General features: G+C 42.6%; 12 protein-coding genes. 10 read left to right on the forward strand and 2 right to left on the reverse strand.

All coding sequences use genetic code 11. From position 1 onward, the window contains the following. Positions 1-186 precede the first annotated feature (186 nt). Positions 187-2,226 (reverse strand): putative bifunctional diguanylate cyclase/phosphodiesterase, encoded by a 2,040-nt coding sequence (locus tag L2740_RS07765; RefSeq protein WP_248949473.1) that lies wholly within the window; start codon positions 2,224-2,226, stop codon positions 187-189. 201 nt (positions 2,227-2,427) lie between these two features. Between L2740_RS07765 and pnp the strand changes: the two genes are divergently transcribed. The 10 genes from pnp (at position 2,428) to deoD (ending at position 16,162) form a co-directional block, all read left to right on the forward strand. After that, positions 2,428-4,533 carry a polyribonucleotide nucleotidyltransferase gene (gene pnp, locus L2740_RS07770; RefSeq protein WP_248949474.1) on the forward strand — a complete coding sequence of 702 codons (2,106 nt, stop codon included), beginning with the start codon at positions 2,428-2,430 and terminating at the stop codon, positions 4,531-4,533. Between the two features lie 172 nt (positions 4,534-4,705). Beyond that, positions 4,706-5,599: a lipoprotein NlpI gene (nlpI, locus tag L2740_RS07775; RefSeq protein ID WP_248949475.1), complete on the forward strand. Its 894-nt coding sequence runs from the start codon at positions 4,706-4,708 to the stop codon at positions 5,597-5,599. A gap of 170 nt (positions 5,600-5,769) precedes the next feature. Beyond that, positions 5,770-7,350 (forward strand): peptide chain release factor 3, encoded by a 1,581-nt coding sequence (gene prfC / locus L2740_RS07780; RefSeq protein WP_248470979.1) that lies wholly within the window; start codon positions 5,770-5,772, stop codon positions 7,348-7,350. Between the two features lie 535 nt (positions 7,351-7,885). Then, a complete protein-coding gene (locus L2740_RS07785) occupies positions 7,886-8,656 on the forward strand; it encodes a TatD family hydrolase (RefSeq protein WP_248949697.1) in 771 nt (256 codons plus the stop codon). Between the two features lie 179 nt (positions 8,657-8,835). After that, positions 8,836-10,095: a NupC/NupG family nucleoside CNT transporter gene (locus L2740_RS07790; RefSeq protein ID WP_248949476.1), complete on the forward strand. Its 1,260-nt coding sequence runs from the start codon at positions 8,836-8,838 to the stop codon at positions 10,093-10,095. 335 nt (positions 10,096-10,430) lie between these two features. Beyond that, positions 10,431-11,285: a nucleoside-specific channel-forming Tsx family protein gene (locus tag L2740_RS07795; RefSeq protein ID WP_248949477.1), complete on the forward strand. Its 855-nt coding sequence runs from the start codon at positions 10,431-10,433 to the stop codon at positions 11,283-11,285. A gap of 566 nt (positions 11,286-11,851) precedes the next feature. Next, positions 11,852-12,625 carry a deoxyribose-phosphate aldolase gene (gene deoC, locus L2740_RS07800; RefSeq protein WP_248470975.1) on the forward strand — a complete coding sequence of 258 codons (774 nt, stop codon included), beginning with the start codon at positions 11,852-11,854 and terminating at the stop codon, positions 12,623-12,625. Positions 12,626-12,787: 162 nt separating this feature from the next. Next, positions 12,788-14,119: a thymidine phosphorylase gene (gene deoA / locus L2740_RS07805; protein WP_248949478.1), complete on the forward strand. Its 1,332-nt coding sequence runs from the start codon at positions 12,788-12,790 to the stop codon at positions 14,117-14,119. Positions 14,120-14,132: 13 nt separating this feature from the next. Beyond that, positions 14,133-15,353, forward strand: a complete 1,221-nt coding sequence (locus L2740_RS07810; protein WP_248949479.1) for a phosphopentomutase — start codon at positions 14,133-14,135, stop codon at positions 15,351-15,353. 98 nt (positions 15,354-15,451) lie between these two features. Further along, positions 15,452-16,162, forward strand: coding sequence for a purine-nucleoside phosphorylase (gene deoD / locus L2740_RS07815; RefSeq protein ID WP_248470972.1), 711 nt, complete (start codon positions 15,452-15,454; stop codon positions 16,160-16,162). A 95-nt stretch (positions 16,163-16,257) separates the two neighbouring features. Here deoD and L2740_RS07820 read toward each other — a convergent pair whose 3' ends face one another. After that, a complete protein-coding gene (locus tag L2740_RS07820) occupies positions 16,258-17,289 on the reverse strand; it encodes a YtjB family periplasmic protein (RefSeq protein WP_248949480.1) in 1,032 nt (343 codons plus the stop codon). Positions 17,290-17,309 lie beyond the last annotated feature (20 nt).

Consider the following 17,309-nt stretch of genomic DNA (forward strand, 5'->3'; position numbering starts at 1 on the left):
CACCTGAGCATTTTCGCTTAGGGATAGTTTAATAATTTGCCCGCAAGATTAACAATCTAGGATTGTTTGTTGTCGAGGAGAGAGGCTGACAAAGCTGTTCTTAAAGAAATATAGTTTAACGTTGTTGAGTTTCATAGCGACTAGCCTAAATCAAAAACTTGTAAATACCCTTACCATGCTTCGACATTAAAACTTGTTCGCTGTAGCTTGATTTGCCACAAAGTACTTTTCTTCAAACTCTTCAATCGATAATGGTTTGCTGAAGTAAAAGCCTTGACCAATTTGGCAATCTTTTTCTTGCAACCACTGCAACTGCTCTTGGTTTTCAATACCTTCAGCGACAATGTTCAAATTCAGTTGTTTGCCTAACATCAAAATAGTTGAAGCTATTGCACTTTCATCGGGAAGATCTGAAACAAAACAGCGATCAATTTTCATCGTGGTAATAGGTAAGCGGCGTAAATAAGATAGTGACGAATAGCCGGTACCAAAGTCATCTACAGCGATGCCAAAGCCGGCTGATTTTAGCTGCTGTAGCTTCAAAATTGCTGACTCAATATCATCCATAAGCGAAGTTTCAGTGATTTCGATTTCCAAAAGCTCAGGTGCAACTTGGTAGCGTAGTGATGCTTGCTTAATATCAGGTACTAAACTTGCGTCTTGAAATTGCTGTGTGGATACATTGATAGCTATTGGCACTGCAACGTTATAGCGGGTTTTCCAGTCTTTAATAGTTTTACAGCTCTGCTCTATCACCCAACGCCCCATCGGAATGATGATGCCGGTGTCTTCAGCTACCGGAATAAAGGAAACCGGACTAATTAAGCGGCCATCTTTTTGCCAGCGAATAAGCGCTTCACAGCCAATTAGTTCGCCGCTGTGAATATCGAGTTTGGGTTGAAAGAACAGTATAAACTCATCATTAATCAGTGCGTCATGTAACGATGCTTCTGTTCTTAATCTTACCGCGGCGCGCTCTGTCATCTGCGGTTTGAAAAACGCCCACTGGTTTGAACCAGCTGCTTTGGCGCTATACATGGCGATGTCAGCGTGGCGGATCAAATCTTCTGCTCGTAAGCCATCGTCTGGATAAATAGCGATACCTACAGAGGCTGCCGGGTGTACTGTATGCTCATTTAGTTGCATAGGTGCATTGAGTTGCAACAATAGCTTATCTACAAACTCCGCCGCTACAGTTGGTGCTTCTAAGCCATCAGCTAATACTACAAATTCGTCACCACCTAATCTCGCAACGGTGCCGACTTGCCCGGTACTTAATTCAAGGGTGCGAGCGACCCGAATTAGAAATTGATCGCCAATTTCATGGCCTAATGAATCGTTAACATTTTTAAAGCGGTCTAGATCAATAAATAATAATACGAATTGGCTTTGATGTTGTTTTGCACGAGTAATAGTGACTGCAATTGTTTCTAATAATAGCGCGCGATTAGGTAACCCGGTTAAAGGATCTCTGGTTGCCATTTTACGGAGCTTATTTTGGGTGTTATCAAACTGAACCAGAATTTGGTTTAGTTTGGATGTAACAAGTCCAAGCTCATCATCATTATGTGACTCATCAACGGGTAATCTATTTTTGGCGGGAAACTCGGTATCTATATCGTCGATTGCCGCACTTATACGAGCAATTGGCTGAGTTAGAAAACGATGAAAAATCACTGAAAGCACTAAGGTGAGTAAAAACGCGCGGGTAAGCGTTGCCCATAGACTGAATCGCAATGTTGAAAGCAGGGAGTTTGTTAGCCCTTGTGTATCATATGAAATAATCAAGGTGCCAATGCGCTCTTCATTACCATTATTATCTAGGTAAAAGGGGCGGTATAAGGCGCGTGATATTTGCTTTAAATCACCAAATAATTTGCTACTAATACGTTGAAATAGCTGCGGCTGTATGACAGATGCGCCGTTGTTAACTGACACGAAAGGGCTTTCATCTTCAAGCTCTAAAATCGCAGCATTAACATGTTCAACTTTTAATACGCCTTGAATCGTTTGGGTAGCAAGCACATCGTCTAGTGCCCAAATTGCATTAGTCGCTGGTTGGTCTACCGAATCTAACAGCTCGTGTTGGTTAACTTTTAATTCCTGCCTAGCATCAAGAACAAGTAGTGAAATCTCAACAATAAAGACAGCCACAGCAAAAAATAACGTTGCCGAGACCACCAAAATAGTCTGTTTCCACGTGAGGGATTTGAAACTCTCCTTCATCGAACCTTGTCCTTTATATCAATAGCTTAAGCAGAGTGTTGACAACACGATTTGCTTTCAATTTGAATGCTTATAGGCTGATTGAACCACTTTAGAGAAAAGATTCCTCTTTGTCATCAATCAATCTCTTTAACTATTGAATAAACTTGCAGTATACTTACGCGCGTAATTAAGGTAATTAAATATTAAGGAATGGTTCACGTGAATCCAATCGTAAAGAGTTTTGAATATGGTCAGCACACAGTCACATTAGAGACTGGGGTTATTGCACGTCAAGCAGACGCAGCTGTTTTGGCAAGTATGGGTGATACAACAGTTTTAGTTACTGTTGTTGGCAAGAAGTTTGAAGAGCCAGGCCGTGACTTTTTCCCACTAACCGTTAATTACCAGGAAAAAACATACGCAGCAGGTAAGATCCCTGGTGGTTTCTTTAAGCGCGAAGGTCGTCCATCTGAAGGCGAAACATTAACTGCACGTCTAATTGACCGTCCAATCCGTCCATTATTCCCGAACGGTTTCAAAAACGAAGTTCAGGTTATCATTACTGTTGTTTCAGTTGATCCAGAAATCAGCCCAGAAGTTATCTCTATGATTGGTACTTCTGCTGCACTATCTATCTCTGGTATTCCATTCAATGGTCCACTAGGTTCAGCACGTGTTGGTTATGTGAATGGCGAGTACATTCTTAACCCTACCGTTTCTCAACTAGTTGATAGCCAACTTGAACTATCTGTTGCTGGTACTGAAAGCGCAGTACTTATGGTTGAGTCAGAAGCAAACGCACTACCTGAAGAAGTGATGTTAGGTGCGGTTGTTTATGGTCATGAGCAACAGCAAGTTGTTATTGAAGCAATCAAAGAGCTAAAAGCTGAAGTTAACAAGCCAGAGTGGGAATGGACTGCACCAGTTCAAGACCAAGATCTTGTTGCTAAGATCAAAGATTTAGCTGAAGCAGGTCTAACTGAAGCATACCAAATTGAAGTTAAGCAAGATCGCTACGCGCAAGTTGGTGTTGTTAAAGCGGCTGCTAAAGATGCACTACTAGCTGAAAATGCAGATGCAGATCTACGTGAAATCGATGGTCTTCTAGGCAGTCTAGAAAAGAAAGTGGTTCGTAGCCGTATTATTGCTGGTAACCCGCGTATCGATGGTCGTGAGCCTGATATGGTTCGTGCACTAAACGTTATGGCAGGTGTTTTACCGCGTACACACGGTAGTTCACTATTCACTCGTGGTGAAACTCAGGCACTAGTAACTTGTACCCTAGGTACTGAGCGTGACGCACAGAAGATTGATAGCATCATGGGCGAGCAAACTAGCCGCTTTATGCTGCACTACAACTTCCCTCCATACTCAGTTGGTGAAACTGGCATGGTTGGTTCACCTAAGCGTCGTGAAATCGGTCACGGTAAACTAGCATGGCGTGGTATTAACGCTGTTATGCCTACAGCTGAAGAATTCCCATACAGCGTGCGTGTTGTATCTGAAATCACTGAATCTAACGGTTCAAGCTCTATGGCGTCAGTTTGTGGTACTTCTCTAGCGCTAATGGATGCTGGTGTACCAATCAAGACTTCTGTTGCTGGTATTGCAATGGGTCTAGTTAAAGAAGGCGACGATTTTGTTGTTCTTTCTGACATTCTAGGGGATGAAGATCACTTAGGTGACATGGACTTTAAAGTTGCTGGTACTCGCGATGGTATTACTGCTCTGCAGATGGATATCAAGATCGAAGGTATCACTAAAGAGATCATGCAGATTGCTCTACAGCAAGCATATGGCGCACGTGTTCATATCCTAAACGTAATGGACCAAGCTATCTCTGGTCACCGTGAAGATATCTCTGACCACGCTCCGCGTATCACAACTATCAAGATCAACCCAGAGAAGATCCGTGATGTTATTGGTAAAGGTGGTGCAACGATTCGTGCACTTACTGAAGAAACCGGTACTACGATTGAACTTGATGATGACGGTACCGTGAAGATTGCATCTTCAAATGGCGATGCAACTAAAGAAGCTATCCGTCGTATCGAAGAGATCACTGCAGAAGTTGAAGTCGGTACAGTTTACAACGGTAAAGTTGTACGTATCGTAGACTTCGGTGCATTCGTAACGATTCTTCCTGGTAAAGATGGTCTAGTACATATTTCTCAAATCGCTGAAGAGCGTGTTGCGAACGTGTCAGACTACCTAGAAGTGGGTCAAGAAGTTAAAGTTAAAGTGATGGAAGTTGACCGCCAAGGCCGTGTACGTCTTTCTATGAAAGAAGCTGCACCAAAAGCTGAAGCGCCAGCTGCTGAATAAGCACTAGCACTTTTGAATCTAAAGGAGGCCAATGGCCTCCTTTTTTATGGCTAAAATAAAGTGTTGTGGTGAAATAATCAGCAAGAATTGGATTATTTTCAATTCCTTGATAGCAGTCGTGATTAGGGGTTGCTATGATTGGAGCTATTGGTGAACTCAAAAGGTCAAATGGATGAATCAAAAGATGCGAACTGTTGTAGCTGTAGCTATAACAAGTGTGAGTATGCTGCTGACAGGATGTGTGTCCACTCAGTCCGAAAGTGAACGACAAGCGTCGATTAGGGTTGCACCTGTTTCGCCTGACTATAAGCTAGAAATCACCTTAGCAAAATTAAATGAAATTTTAGCGTCAGTAGAGTTAACTCCTGAACAACGAGCACGATTCCATTATGACCGTGGTGTTATTTATGATCGTGTAGGCCTGCGTATATTAGGTCGTATCGACTTTCATCAGGCATTAAAACTGCAGCCTAATCTTGCAGATGCTTATAACTTCCTAGGTATTTATTACACTCAGGAAAGTGAGTTCGAAAGTGCATATGAAGCATTTGATGCAGTATTGGAGTTGTCTCCTGATTATGATTACGCATTTTTGAATAGAGGGATCGCTTTATACTACGGTGAGCGTATGGAGCTGGCTGTTAATGATATGAGCGATTTCTATATGCGAGATCCATCAGATGGCTACCGTGCATTATGGTTGTATTTAGCTGAAAGTGAAGTTGATCAACTTGCGGCTAAAACTGAGCTCGCAGAACACAAAGCTAATTTACAAACCAATGCTTGGGCTACAGTGTTGGTTGATTATTACTTAGGTAATAAAACCAAAGAACAGGTGTTCTCACTAGCTAAAGATGGTTTGAAGCACCCAGAAGAGTATGCAGAGCGTTTGTGTGAAGCGTATTTCTATATGGCAAAAATAGCTCAGAAAAAAGGTGATAACGCGGAAGCTGCTAATTACTTCCGGTTAGCCCTTGCAACTAATATTTATGATTTTGTAGAGCATCGCTACGCGAGACTGGAACTTGCAAGAACTAACGAGTTGTTAAAAACTAGCGTTAACTAATCGTTAGAGCGAGTGTCTTGCTGGTAATTAAAGCCCCTTATTGGGGCTTTTTTATTTTTGACTAGCCACAAATGGTTATCAAGCCGATTTTACTGGCTAGTTTGGTAGCCAAAATATAGGTGAGCGGCTATAATTGCCGCCTTTGTAAACTCCCAGAATTACAGGTAAACATGTCAGGCTATAAAGTTGAGGTCGACAAACGTCGCACTTTCGCCATCATCTCTCACCCAGATGCGGGTAAAACCACCATTACTGAAAAGGTTCTTTTATTCGGAAACGCTTTACAAAAAGCGGGTACAGTAAAGGGCAAAAAGTCAGGTCAGCATGCAAAATCTGACTGGATGGAGATGGAAAAAGACCGCGGGATCTCAATCACTACGTCTGTAATGCAGTTTCCTTATAACGATGCATTAGTTAACCTTCTCGATACACCTGGTCACGAAGACTTTTCGGAAGATACTTATCGTACGCTTACGGCTGTTGACTCGTGCTTGATGGTTATCGATTCAGCTAAAGGTGTTGAGCAACGTACTATTAAACTGATGGAAGTAACACGTTTACGTGATACACCAATCGTTACCTTCATGAACAAATTGGACCGTGATATTCGCGACCCAATCGAGTTGATGGATGAAGTTGAAGAAGTACTTAATATTGCCTGTGCCCCTATTACTTGGCCAATTGGCGCGGGTAAAGAGTTTAAGGGCGTTTACCACATTCTGCGTGATGAAGTGATTCTGTATCAGAATGGTATGGGCCACACGATTCAAGACTCTCGTATCATCAAGGGGCTTGATAACCCAGAGCTTGATGAAGCTATCGGTGGCTATGCCGCTGATATTCGCGATGAAATGGAGCTAGTTTTAGGTGCTTCTAATGAATTTGATCACGATGCATTTTTAAAAGGCGAGCTTACCCCTGTGTACTTCGGTACTGCATTGGGTAACTTTGGTGTTGATCATATTCTTGACGGTATCGTTGAGTGGGCACCTACGCCACAGCCACGTGAAACAGAAGCGCGTGACGTTCAGCCAGAAGAAGAAAAATTCAGTGGTTTCGTATTTAAGATCCAAGCAAACATGGATCCTAAGCATCGTGACCGCGTTGCCTTTATGCGTATTTGTTCTGGTCGATACGAGCAAGGTATGAAGATGCACCATGTACGTCTAGGTAAAGACGTCAATGTGAGTGACGCACTAACCTTTATGGCTGGCGATCGTAACCGTGCAGAAGCAGCATACCCTGGTGACATTATTGGTTTACACAACCACGGTACAATTCGCATTGGTGACACATTTACCCAAGGCGAAAAAATCCGCTTTACTGGTGTACCAAACTTTGCGCCAGAAATGTTCCGTCGTATTCGCTTAAAAGATCCGTTAAAGCAAAAGCAATTGCTTAAAGGCTTAGTACAGTTATCTGAAGAAGGTGCTGTGCAGGTATTTAGACCACTTGATAGTAACGACTTAATTGTTGGTGCTGTTGGTGTGCTGCAGTTTGAAGTGGTTGTAGGTCGCTTGAAGACTGAATACAAGGTTGAAGCGATTTACGAAGCGATTAGCGTTGCTACTGCACGTTGGGTTTATTGTGATGATCATAAGAAACTTGATGAGTTTAAACGTAAGTGCAGCATGAACCTTGCATTAGATGGTGGTGACAACCTCACTTACATCGCACCGACTATGGTTAACTTGAACCTATCTATGGAACGTTACCCAGACATCGAATTTGCAAAGACACGCGAAAACTAATATTCATCGGTAGTATGAGCGTGTAGCTGATTCTGCTGTTAATGCAGATTTCATAAAAATCCCGAGCCTAGGCTTGGGATTTTTTGTTTTCAGTCTAAACCAACTTCTTCAGGAGGTTGATAGCATCAATTAGACTTTGCTATTTAGTTTGTATCAATTATCAAGGCGGCTTATATTAATCTTAGCGTTATCAGCGAGTACGATTACAAGTTTAGCTATGCCCCCTAAGTGCAGGTGCTTGGAGTAGATGGAACTTAACAGTATTTGCTAATTTTTTGGTTTTGGGAGACCGGAAGCGAAGGAGGAGAGTTTAAAATGAACTTCATTAGCCGCTATTGGCAAAAATATATAGATTGGTGCGATAGTATGGGGCTTACGCCTGAAAATCGCCGTAGCTGTTTACCTCGCTTGTCAGAACCTGAACTCATCAATGTATCGAAAAGACAGCCTGAGGCTTCGCAGCAAGAGGCTCTCAAAGCAGAATCAACTGAATCAGTTAAGCAGCGAAGCAAGAGCTATGAGTAACCCCCTACCAATTATAGATAGCCATGCTCATCTTGATTTTCCTGAGTTTGATATTGATAGAGCTGAGCTATTTGCTCAGATGAGGCTTGCCGGTATCAATAACGTTGTGCTGCCGGGCGTTTCAGCTTTGCATTGGCGTAATCAGTTAAAAGTTGCTGAGCAATACCAATGTTTATATGCGTTAGGGATCCACCCTTGGTACTGCGGTCATGCTGCAGATATAGATAGTGGGCTCAAGTCTTTAAGAACTTTGTTACTGACATATAAAGATAATTCTCAATTAGTCGCGATAGGCGAGTGTGGTTTAGATAAATTACATAAAAGTGATTTTGATACACAATTGAAAGTGTTTACAGCTCAAATTGAGCTTGCTGCTGAGTTTGAACTACCTCTCATTATTCATGCTGTTAAGGCTCATGAAGAGGTTATTAAATTACTTAAAATATTGAAACCCAGTAAAAAAGGCGTAATTCATGGATTTTATGGCGGGCCAGAACTAGCATCACAATATGTTAATTTAGGCTATAAAGTCGGTGTGGGCGGGCTTTTACTCAATGATAATGCACCTAAACTGCAACAAACGGTGGCGCAATTACCATTAGATTCCTTTGTCTTGGAAACAGATTCGCCTGCGATGACGCCAAAAAATAGTCAAAATCGTCGAAATACTCCGCTAATTTTGCCTGATATCCTCCAAAAAATGGCGGATTTACAAAAAAAATCTGCCGTTCTAATTTCAGAACAGATGTTTTCTAACGTCACGCAACTCTTTGACCTTTAGTTTTTTTCTCCTTAAACAGATGTTTATCGCATCATTTTTTTCAACAAAATCATTGAAATAAAACCTCAAAAACTTGATCAATACGACGCTTTTAGCGAGCTGGTCGGGTATAATCGTGGTCGTGAAAAAAGGTTGGTTAACAACATAATTAAAAAGTATTAACAATAGGGTGATGGTTAATGGATATTTTAATGAGTTTAGTAGGGGTGGTCACCTTACTAGCGATTGCCTTCGGGTTATCGAACAATAAAAAAGCAATTAATAAGCGTACTGTTTTTGGTGCGTTGGCAATTCAAGCCGCTTTAGGTGGTTTTGTATTGGCAGTTCCAGTTGGTAAAGACATCCTTAAAGGTATGTCTGATGCTGTATCTAGTGTTATTGGATACGCACAAAACGGTATTGGTTTCTTATTCGGTGATTTAGCTAACTTCAAAGTTGGCTTTATTTTTGCCGTTAACGTATTACCTGTCATCGTTTTCTTCTCTTCTTTAATCGCAGTTCTTTACTACTTAGGCATCATGCAGTGGGTCATCCGTATTATCGGTGGTGGTCTACAAAAAGCACTTGGTACTAGCCGTACAGAATCTATGTCTGCGACTGCTAACATTTTCGTAGGTCAAACTGAAGCTCCTCTAGTTGTGCGTCCGTTTATCGCGACAATGACTAACTCAGAGCTATTCGCAATCATGGTCGGTGGTCTTGCATCTATCGCTGGTTCTGTATTAGCGGGTTACGCGCAGATGGGTGTACCGATTGAATACTTAGTTGCCGCTTCATTCATGGCAGCACCAGCAGGTCTATTAATGGCTAAACTGATGCATCCTGAAACAGAAGAAGCTAAGAACGACATGAGCGACTTACCAGAAGATCCTGATAAGCCAGCTAACGTTCTTGATGCTGCAGCTGCTGGTGCTTCATCTGGTATGCACTTGGCACTAAACGTAGGTGCAATGCTACTAGCATTCGTAGGTTTGATCGCTATGATCAACGGTATCATCGGCGGTGTAGGCGGTTGGTTCGGTATGGAAGGCTTAACACTAGAGTTGATTCTAGGTTATATCTTCATGCCGCTAGCATTCCTTATCGGTGTACCGTGGAACGAAGCACTAGTTGCAGGTTCATTCATCGGTCAAAAGATTGTTGTTAACGAGTTCGTTGCTTACTTGAACTTTGCTCCTTACCTAAAAGATGTTGCTGATGGCGGTATGGTAGTTGCGGAGACTGGTGTAGCGATGACTGATCGTACTAAAGCGATTATCTCTTTCGCTCTATGTGGTTTCGCTAACCTTTCTTCTATCGCGATTCTACTAGGTGGTCTAGGTTCTATGGCGCCAAATCGTCGTCATGACCTAGCTAAGCTTGGTGTTCGTGCGGTTATCGCTGGTTCTCTAGCTAACCTTATGAGTGCGACATTAGCTGGTTTATTCCTAGCAATGTAATCATATTAAAAACTGAGCCTTAGGGCTCAGTTTTTGCTTTTGCTTACCTAAAAGCAAAAGAGAGTAAGACTGAAGTTTCCAATGATATGTTTTTGAAATGATCAATAGCTCCTGGTTAGGGATTGTTTCGGCTTGAAAATGACAAAAAAGATGGTTAGACAGTCGATTCTGTCACAAAATCATAAAGTTGTTTTGATGTTAAAACTTAGTGTTCGCACTTTTACATTAATCATGTTGAAGTTTGACGGAAATTAAGTAAAATGCGCGCCATAAAAAAAGAAACGCTGACTCTTCATTAAGAAGGGCGGCACACCATAAAATAAATGGGGTTGATGATGAAAAACGTTAAAACTTTAGCACTAGCTGCTACAGCTGTTGCTGCTACTATGTCTGCACCTACATTCGCTGCTGACCGTTCTGACCTACGCGCTGGCGATTACAGCTGGATGCAGTTCAACGCAATGTACGCTGTAAACGAGCTTCCACGTGACGGTTCTACTGACAATGGTCATGATTACCTAGAAATGGAATTCGGTGGCCGCGCTGGTATCGTAGATCTATACGGTTATGTTGATGTGTTCAACGTAACTAACCGTGATTACGGTGACAAAGGTGCTGGTAAAGGCGCAAGCAAAATCTTCATGAAGTTTGCTCCTCGTTTCTCTATCGATGCAATGACAGGTATGGACCTTTCTGTTGGTCCTATCCAAGAAGTTTACGTATCTACTCTATTCAACTGGGATGGTACTGTTGGTGAAGGCATCAACAACACATTCTGGGGTCTAGGTGCTGACGTTATGGTTCCATGGTTAGGTAAAACTGGCATGAACATCTACGGCCTATACGACCTAAATGCAAAAGAGTGGAACGGTTACCAATTCTCTATGAACTGGTTCAAGCCTGTAATGAACTTCGATAACGGTTCATTCATTTCTTTCCAAGGTTATGTTGATTACCAGTTCGGTGCAGACGAAGTGAATGCATACGATGATAATGGTGACTTTGTGAACACTACTAACACATCTAGTGGTGGCGCTGCATACTTCGGTCTACACTGGCACTCAGAGAACTACGCTCTTGGTTACGGTCTAAAAGCTTACAACGATGTTTACCTTCTTAAAGATGACGGTACATTCGGTCTAGAAACTACAGGTTTCGCACACTACTTCACAGCTACATACAAGTTCTAAGCATTGCTTAAAACATTGTAAGTAGACGACAGAGCCGCGAATTTCGCGGCTCTATCTTAAAACTAAACCCCAAAACTCTAGTCAATACACTAAGCGTTAAATAACATTCAAATTGTAATGTAAACGAGTTAATTTTTACCTAAGCATCAGCTATATTATGTAAGCTCGTTATACTGAGTTTAAAGCCGCAGTTTGTTTATGTAAGTATTAACAGAGCACCTTTGATTGGTGAACGATGTAACATAGGTTACCTAAGATTTATTACGCGCTAAAATGGACTTTTCGCGGAAAGGCAGATTGAAAGTGATAGTACTCTCCCTTCCCGGTCTTCATGGATTCAAGTCGTGACACTAGTGTCAGGATAGTTGAGCTAAATAGGCTCACAATGTTGGATACCTGAATAAGTATTTTTATGTTTGGCGCGCTAAGCGTTTAAAGCATTGTAATTCGGTTATGTTCGAAGACCCGGCCAAAAAATATAAACAAAAACAAGCCAGTTCTAGGCATCGCCGTGCGATAAATTTCTGTTTTAAATTAATTAATTGAATCTTTCTCGGAGAGCTATTATGAGCGACTTAAAAAAAGCAGCACAACAAGCCATTAATCTAATGGATCTTACTACGCTTAATGATGATGACACTGATCAAAAGGTTATTGATTTATGTCATAAAGCAAAGACGCCAGCTGGCGATACTGCTGCAATCTGTATTTATCCACGCTTCATTCCGATTGCACGTAAAACCCTAAACGAAATTGATGGCGACGACATCAAAATTGCTACAGTGACTAACTTCCCACACGGTAACGACGATATTGCTATCGCAGTTTTAGAAACTCGTGCCGCAGTAGCTTATGGCGCCGATGAAGTTGACGTTGTATTCCCATACCGTGCGCTAATGGCAGGCAACGAAACTGTTGGTTTCGAGCTAGTTAAAGCTTGTAAAGAAGCATGTGGCGACGATGCGATTCTTAAAGTTATTATCGAATCTGGTGTGTTAGCTGATCCTGCACTTATCCGTAAAGCATCTGAGTTATCTATTGATGCCGGCGCTGACTTCATTAAGACTTCTACAGGTAAAGTTGCCGTGAACGCAACCCTTGAAGCTGCAGAAATCATGATGACAGTAATCAGCGAAAAGAACCCTAAAGTTGGCTTTAAGCCTGCCGGTGGCGTTAAAGATGCTGAAGCAGCAGCTGAATTCTTGGGTGTTGCTGCTCGCTTATTGGGTGATGACTGGGCAACACCAGCGACATTCCGTTTTGGCGCATCAAGCCTATTGAATAACTTGCTTCATACATTAGAGCTAGGCGATGCCCCACAAGGTGCACAAGGTTACTAATCTTTACACCTTAAGCTTGTTATTAAGTGTGATCTAAATCTAATTAGGTGTATCAAAAGTCCGTTAGTATGTAACAATATTACGGCTTTTGATTCCTATTAGTAGAATGCTAACTGAAAGCTCTATTGAATAGAAACTAAGTTACACTCTTGGAGGTAGTACATGTTTTTAGCTCAAGAAATTATTCGTAAAAAACGTAATGCTGAAGTGCTGTCAACGGCAGAGATCCAATTCTTTGTTAACGGTATCACCAACAATACGGTTTCAGAAGGTCAGATCGCAGCCCTAGGCATGGCGGTCTATTTCAACGACATGAACATGGATGAACGTATTGCGCTGACTACCGCAATGCGTGACTCTGGCACTGTGCTTAATTGGCAGTCATTGAACCTTGATGGTCCAATCATTGATAAACACTCAACTGGCGGAGTCGGGGATGTCATTAGTTTGATGTTAGGCCCTATGGCTGCAGCTTGTGGTGGTTATGTACCTATGATCTCAGGCCGAGGACTTGGCCATACAGGTGGTACACTCGATAAGTTTGACGCCATCCCAGGTTATAATACTGAGCCTGATAGCGCACTTTTCCGTAAAGTTGTAAAAGAAGCTGGCGTGGCAATTATTGGCCAAACAGGCGATCTTGTTCCAGCTGACAAGCGTTTCTACTCTATTCGAGATAATACCGCCACGGTTGAATCTATCTCGTTAATTACCGCCTCAATTCTTTCTAAAAAGCTTGCAGCAGGCCTTGATGCCTTAGCCATGGATGTCAAAGTAGGTACTGGCGCGTTTATGCCAACCTATGAAGCATCTGAAGAACTTGCGCGCAGTATCACTGCGGTAGCAAATGGCGCTGGTACCAAGACAACAGCATTACTTACCGACATGAACCAAGTATTGGCATCATGTGCAGGTAATGCGTTAGAAGTAAAAGAAGCCGTTGATTTTATGACAGGCGCTTACCGTAATCCTCGTTTATATGAAGTGACTATGGGACTGTGTGCTGAAATGCTAGTGCTAGGCGGACTTGCCAGTAATGAAGCTGACGCTCGAGTTAAACTTAATGCCGTGCTTGATAACGGTAAAGCGGCTGAAATATTTGGCCGTATGGTTTCAGGTTTAGGTGGTCCAGCTGATTTTGTAGAAAACTACAGCAAATACCTACCTGACTCACAAATTATTCGTCCTGTTTATGCAGATAAATCCGGCTTTGCAGCCGCGATGGATACTCGTGAACTAGGACTTGCAGTAGTAACCTTGGGCGGTGGTCGTCGTAAGCCAGGCGACGCGCTTGATTATAGCGTGGGTCTTTCTCAAGTCTGCGCATTAGGCGATGAGATTAATGCCGACAAGCCTATTGCATTTATTCATGCCCAATCTGAAAACGCCTTTGCTGAAGCTGAGGCTGCAGTGAAAAAAGCGATTCACATTGGTGACAGTAAACCAGAGAAAACTCCGGAAATATATCGTTATATCCGTGAATCAGATCTGTAACGGAGCACAGTTTATGAAACGTACTATAATCATGATGCTAGACTCATTCGGCGTTGGTGCAGCGCACGATGCTGAGGCTTTTGGCGACGTGGGTTCAAACACTTTTGGTCACATTGCCAAGGCATGTGCTGAAGGCAAAGCAAACGATGGCCGTGAAGGCCCGTTGAAGCTGCCAAACTTGGCGCGTTTAGGTCTTGGTCATGCATCAAAAGAAAGCACGGGTGAATTTCCACTTGGCTTTGCTGACGATGTTGAAGTTATTGGTGCTTATGGTTACGCAGACGAGCTAAGCTCGGGTAAAGATACACCAAGCGGACACTGGGAAATGGCTGGCGTACCTGTTCTATACGAATGGGGTTACTTCAGTGAACTAACTAACTCTTTCCCACAAGAGCTAACTGATAAGATTTTAGCACGAGCAGGATTAACCGAGTTTTTAGGTAACTGCCATTCATCTGGTACGGTTATTTTAGGAGAGCTTGGCGAAGAGCACATACGCACAGGCAAGCCAATTTTCTACACTTCTGCTGACTCAGTGTTTCAGATCGCTTGTCATGAAGAGTCTTTCGGGCTTGAGAAGTTATATGAGCTTTGCATTATCGCCCGTGAAGAGTTGGCTGATTACAATATTGGCCGAGTTATCGCACGTCCATTTGTTGGCACATGTGCGAGTGATTTCGAGCGCACTGGTAACCGCCGCGATTACGCAGTCGAGCCGCCAGCGCCAACGGTACTGGATAAGCTTAAGGCTGCCGGTGGTGAAGTTGTTAGTGTGGGTAAGATTGCAGATATTTATGCAAACTGCGGCATCACTAAGAAAGTTAAAGCTACTGGCCTAGAAGCGTTATTTGATGCGACGCTAGAGCAAGTTAAACAAGCTGGTGACAACACAATTGTTTTCACTAACTTTGTTGATTTCGACTCGCATTATGGCCACCGCCGCGATGTAGCAGGTTATGCTCGCAGCCTTGAGTACTTTGACTCTCGTTTGCCAGAGATTTTAGCACTGCTTGGTGAAGATGACTTCTTACTACTGACCGCAGATCATGGTTGTGATCCAACATGGCCTGGTAGTGATCATACTCGTGAGCGCGTGCCTGTACTTGCGTATGGCGCAGGTCTAGAAGCTGGCTCTTTAGGGCTGCGCAATAGTTTTGCTGATATGGGCCAATCTATTGCTAGCTACTTTAAGCTTGAGCCAATGGAATATGGCGAATCATTTATTCGTTCATAATCTGAAGAAATTTGAATTTGGCGGCTCAAATTGAGCCGCTAGCATACAAGACTTATGTTGTTTACAACGGTCTATAAATATAAATAGGGGTTATTCTGATGGCTACACCACACATTAATGCCGTAGACGGCGCATTTGCTGATACAGTTCTATTTCCAGGCGATCCACTACGCGCTAAGTACATCGCTGAAACGTTTCTAGAAAACGTTGAGCAAGTTACTGACGTACGTAACATGCTTGGTTTCACTGGTACTTACAAAGGTGTTCGTATCTCTGTTATGGGTTCAGGCATGGGTATCCCGTCTTGCTCAATCTACGCAACTGAATTGATCAAAGATTACGGCGTTAAGAACCTAATCCGTGTTGGTACTTGTGGTGCAATCAGCACTGACGTTAAAGTACGTGACGTGATCATTGGTATGGGTGCTTGTACTGATTCACAAACTAACCGTCTACGTTTCCGTGGCCAAGACTTCGCTGCTATTTGTGATTACGGCCTATTAAGCGCTGTAGTTAAAGCTGCTGAAGCAAAAGGCACTAAGTACCGCGTTGGTAACGTTTTCTCAGCAGACCTATTCTACACTCCTGATCCAGTTATGTTTGACGTAATGGAAAAGATGGACGTACTAGGCGTTGAAATGGAAGCTGCTGGTCTATACGGCGTAGCAAAAGAGTTCGGTGCTAAAGCATTGTGTGTTGTTACTGTTTCGGATCATATCCGTACCGGTGAGAAGACAACTTCAGATGAGCGTCAAACTACGTTCAACGAAATGATCGAAATGACACTAGAAGCTGCAATTACTCTTTAATTGCTAATGCTTTAGTCGTTATTGATTGCAATAAAAACGGACGCTAATGCGTCCGTTTTTTTATCTATTTTTACCACTGTTTGTTCCAAGCAATTTTAGTCTTCAGCTTTTGAGTCATTTTCTATTGGTTTGGTTTTGACCTTAGTAGCTGGCTCTGGCTTGTTAGCGGGGGCTTTTTTCACTGTAGTTTTGCCTGCAGTCGATTTAGTTGCTGTTGTTTTCGGTGCCGCTTTTGCTCTTGGTGCGCGTTTGGTTTTAGGCTTAGGTGCTAATGGCTTAGGCTGCGATTTTGTGTCAGCAGCATTATTTAAGTTGTTATTAGGTTTTACCGAGTCAACAGCGTCATTTACTTTATTATCAGCAGTTGGCGTCTCATTAGGCTTAGCTTCAACTATTGGCGTTGCTGCCGTTTGAGTTTTGTTTTGCGCAGCCAAATTTTTGGCCTCTTTAGCTTCTGCTTTCGCTTTTTTCTTCGCTAATAATCTTCTTAGTTTTACTCTGGCTTTGCGTCTATCAAAGTCCGCACGCTTAAATGAAAGTGCGCGCGATAGCAACATACCGATCAAGCCAGCGATCAACAACATCATTTGTTGCTGCTCCATATTGATCTGATGCGCTTCTTTAATTTCATTGAAGAAGTACTTAGGCTCTAAACGTACTTCTACGTAACCTAAGTTTTTACCGTCTTGAGAGACTGCTTCAACATAAGGAGGATATTGATCTAAAATCGTGTTTAATTCTTCAGAGCCGGGCTCCAAATCCTCTTCCGTTACACTCTGAGCAAAAGAGAGTCTTACGCCATCTTCGCTAAATATACTGGCTGACATGACCTTAGGATCGAGCACAAGCGCTTGGGCAAGCCATTGCAATTGCTCGTCATTTTCAAGTTGTAATGCTGGTGCTGCACCATAAGCAGTTTGCTGAACCAGTAATCTTGCCATCTTTTCGGTTTGGGACTTTAGAAGCTGCTGCCCTTGTAGTAGGCTAGTTTCCCACAACTGGTCAAGACCGATGAATAATGCGATAGCAATCATGATCTGTAATAATCGGCTTATTCGATGGCTCTTTCTTAGGCCTTTTAAATAGAACACTGAAACCCTTAATATGTTGTGTACTGACTTAATCATAATTGATTCTGTCTGTACTC

This window comes from Shewanella pneumatophori (genome assembly GCF_023283895.1).
Lineage (GTDB): Bacteria > Pseudomonadota > Gammaproteobacteria > Enterobacterales > Shewanellaceae > Shewanella > Shewanella pneumatophori.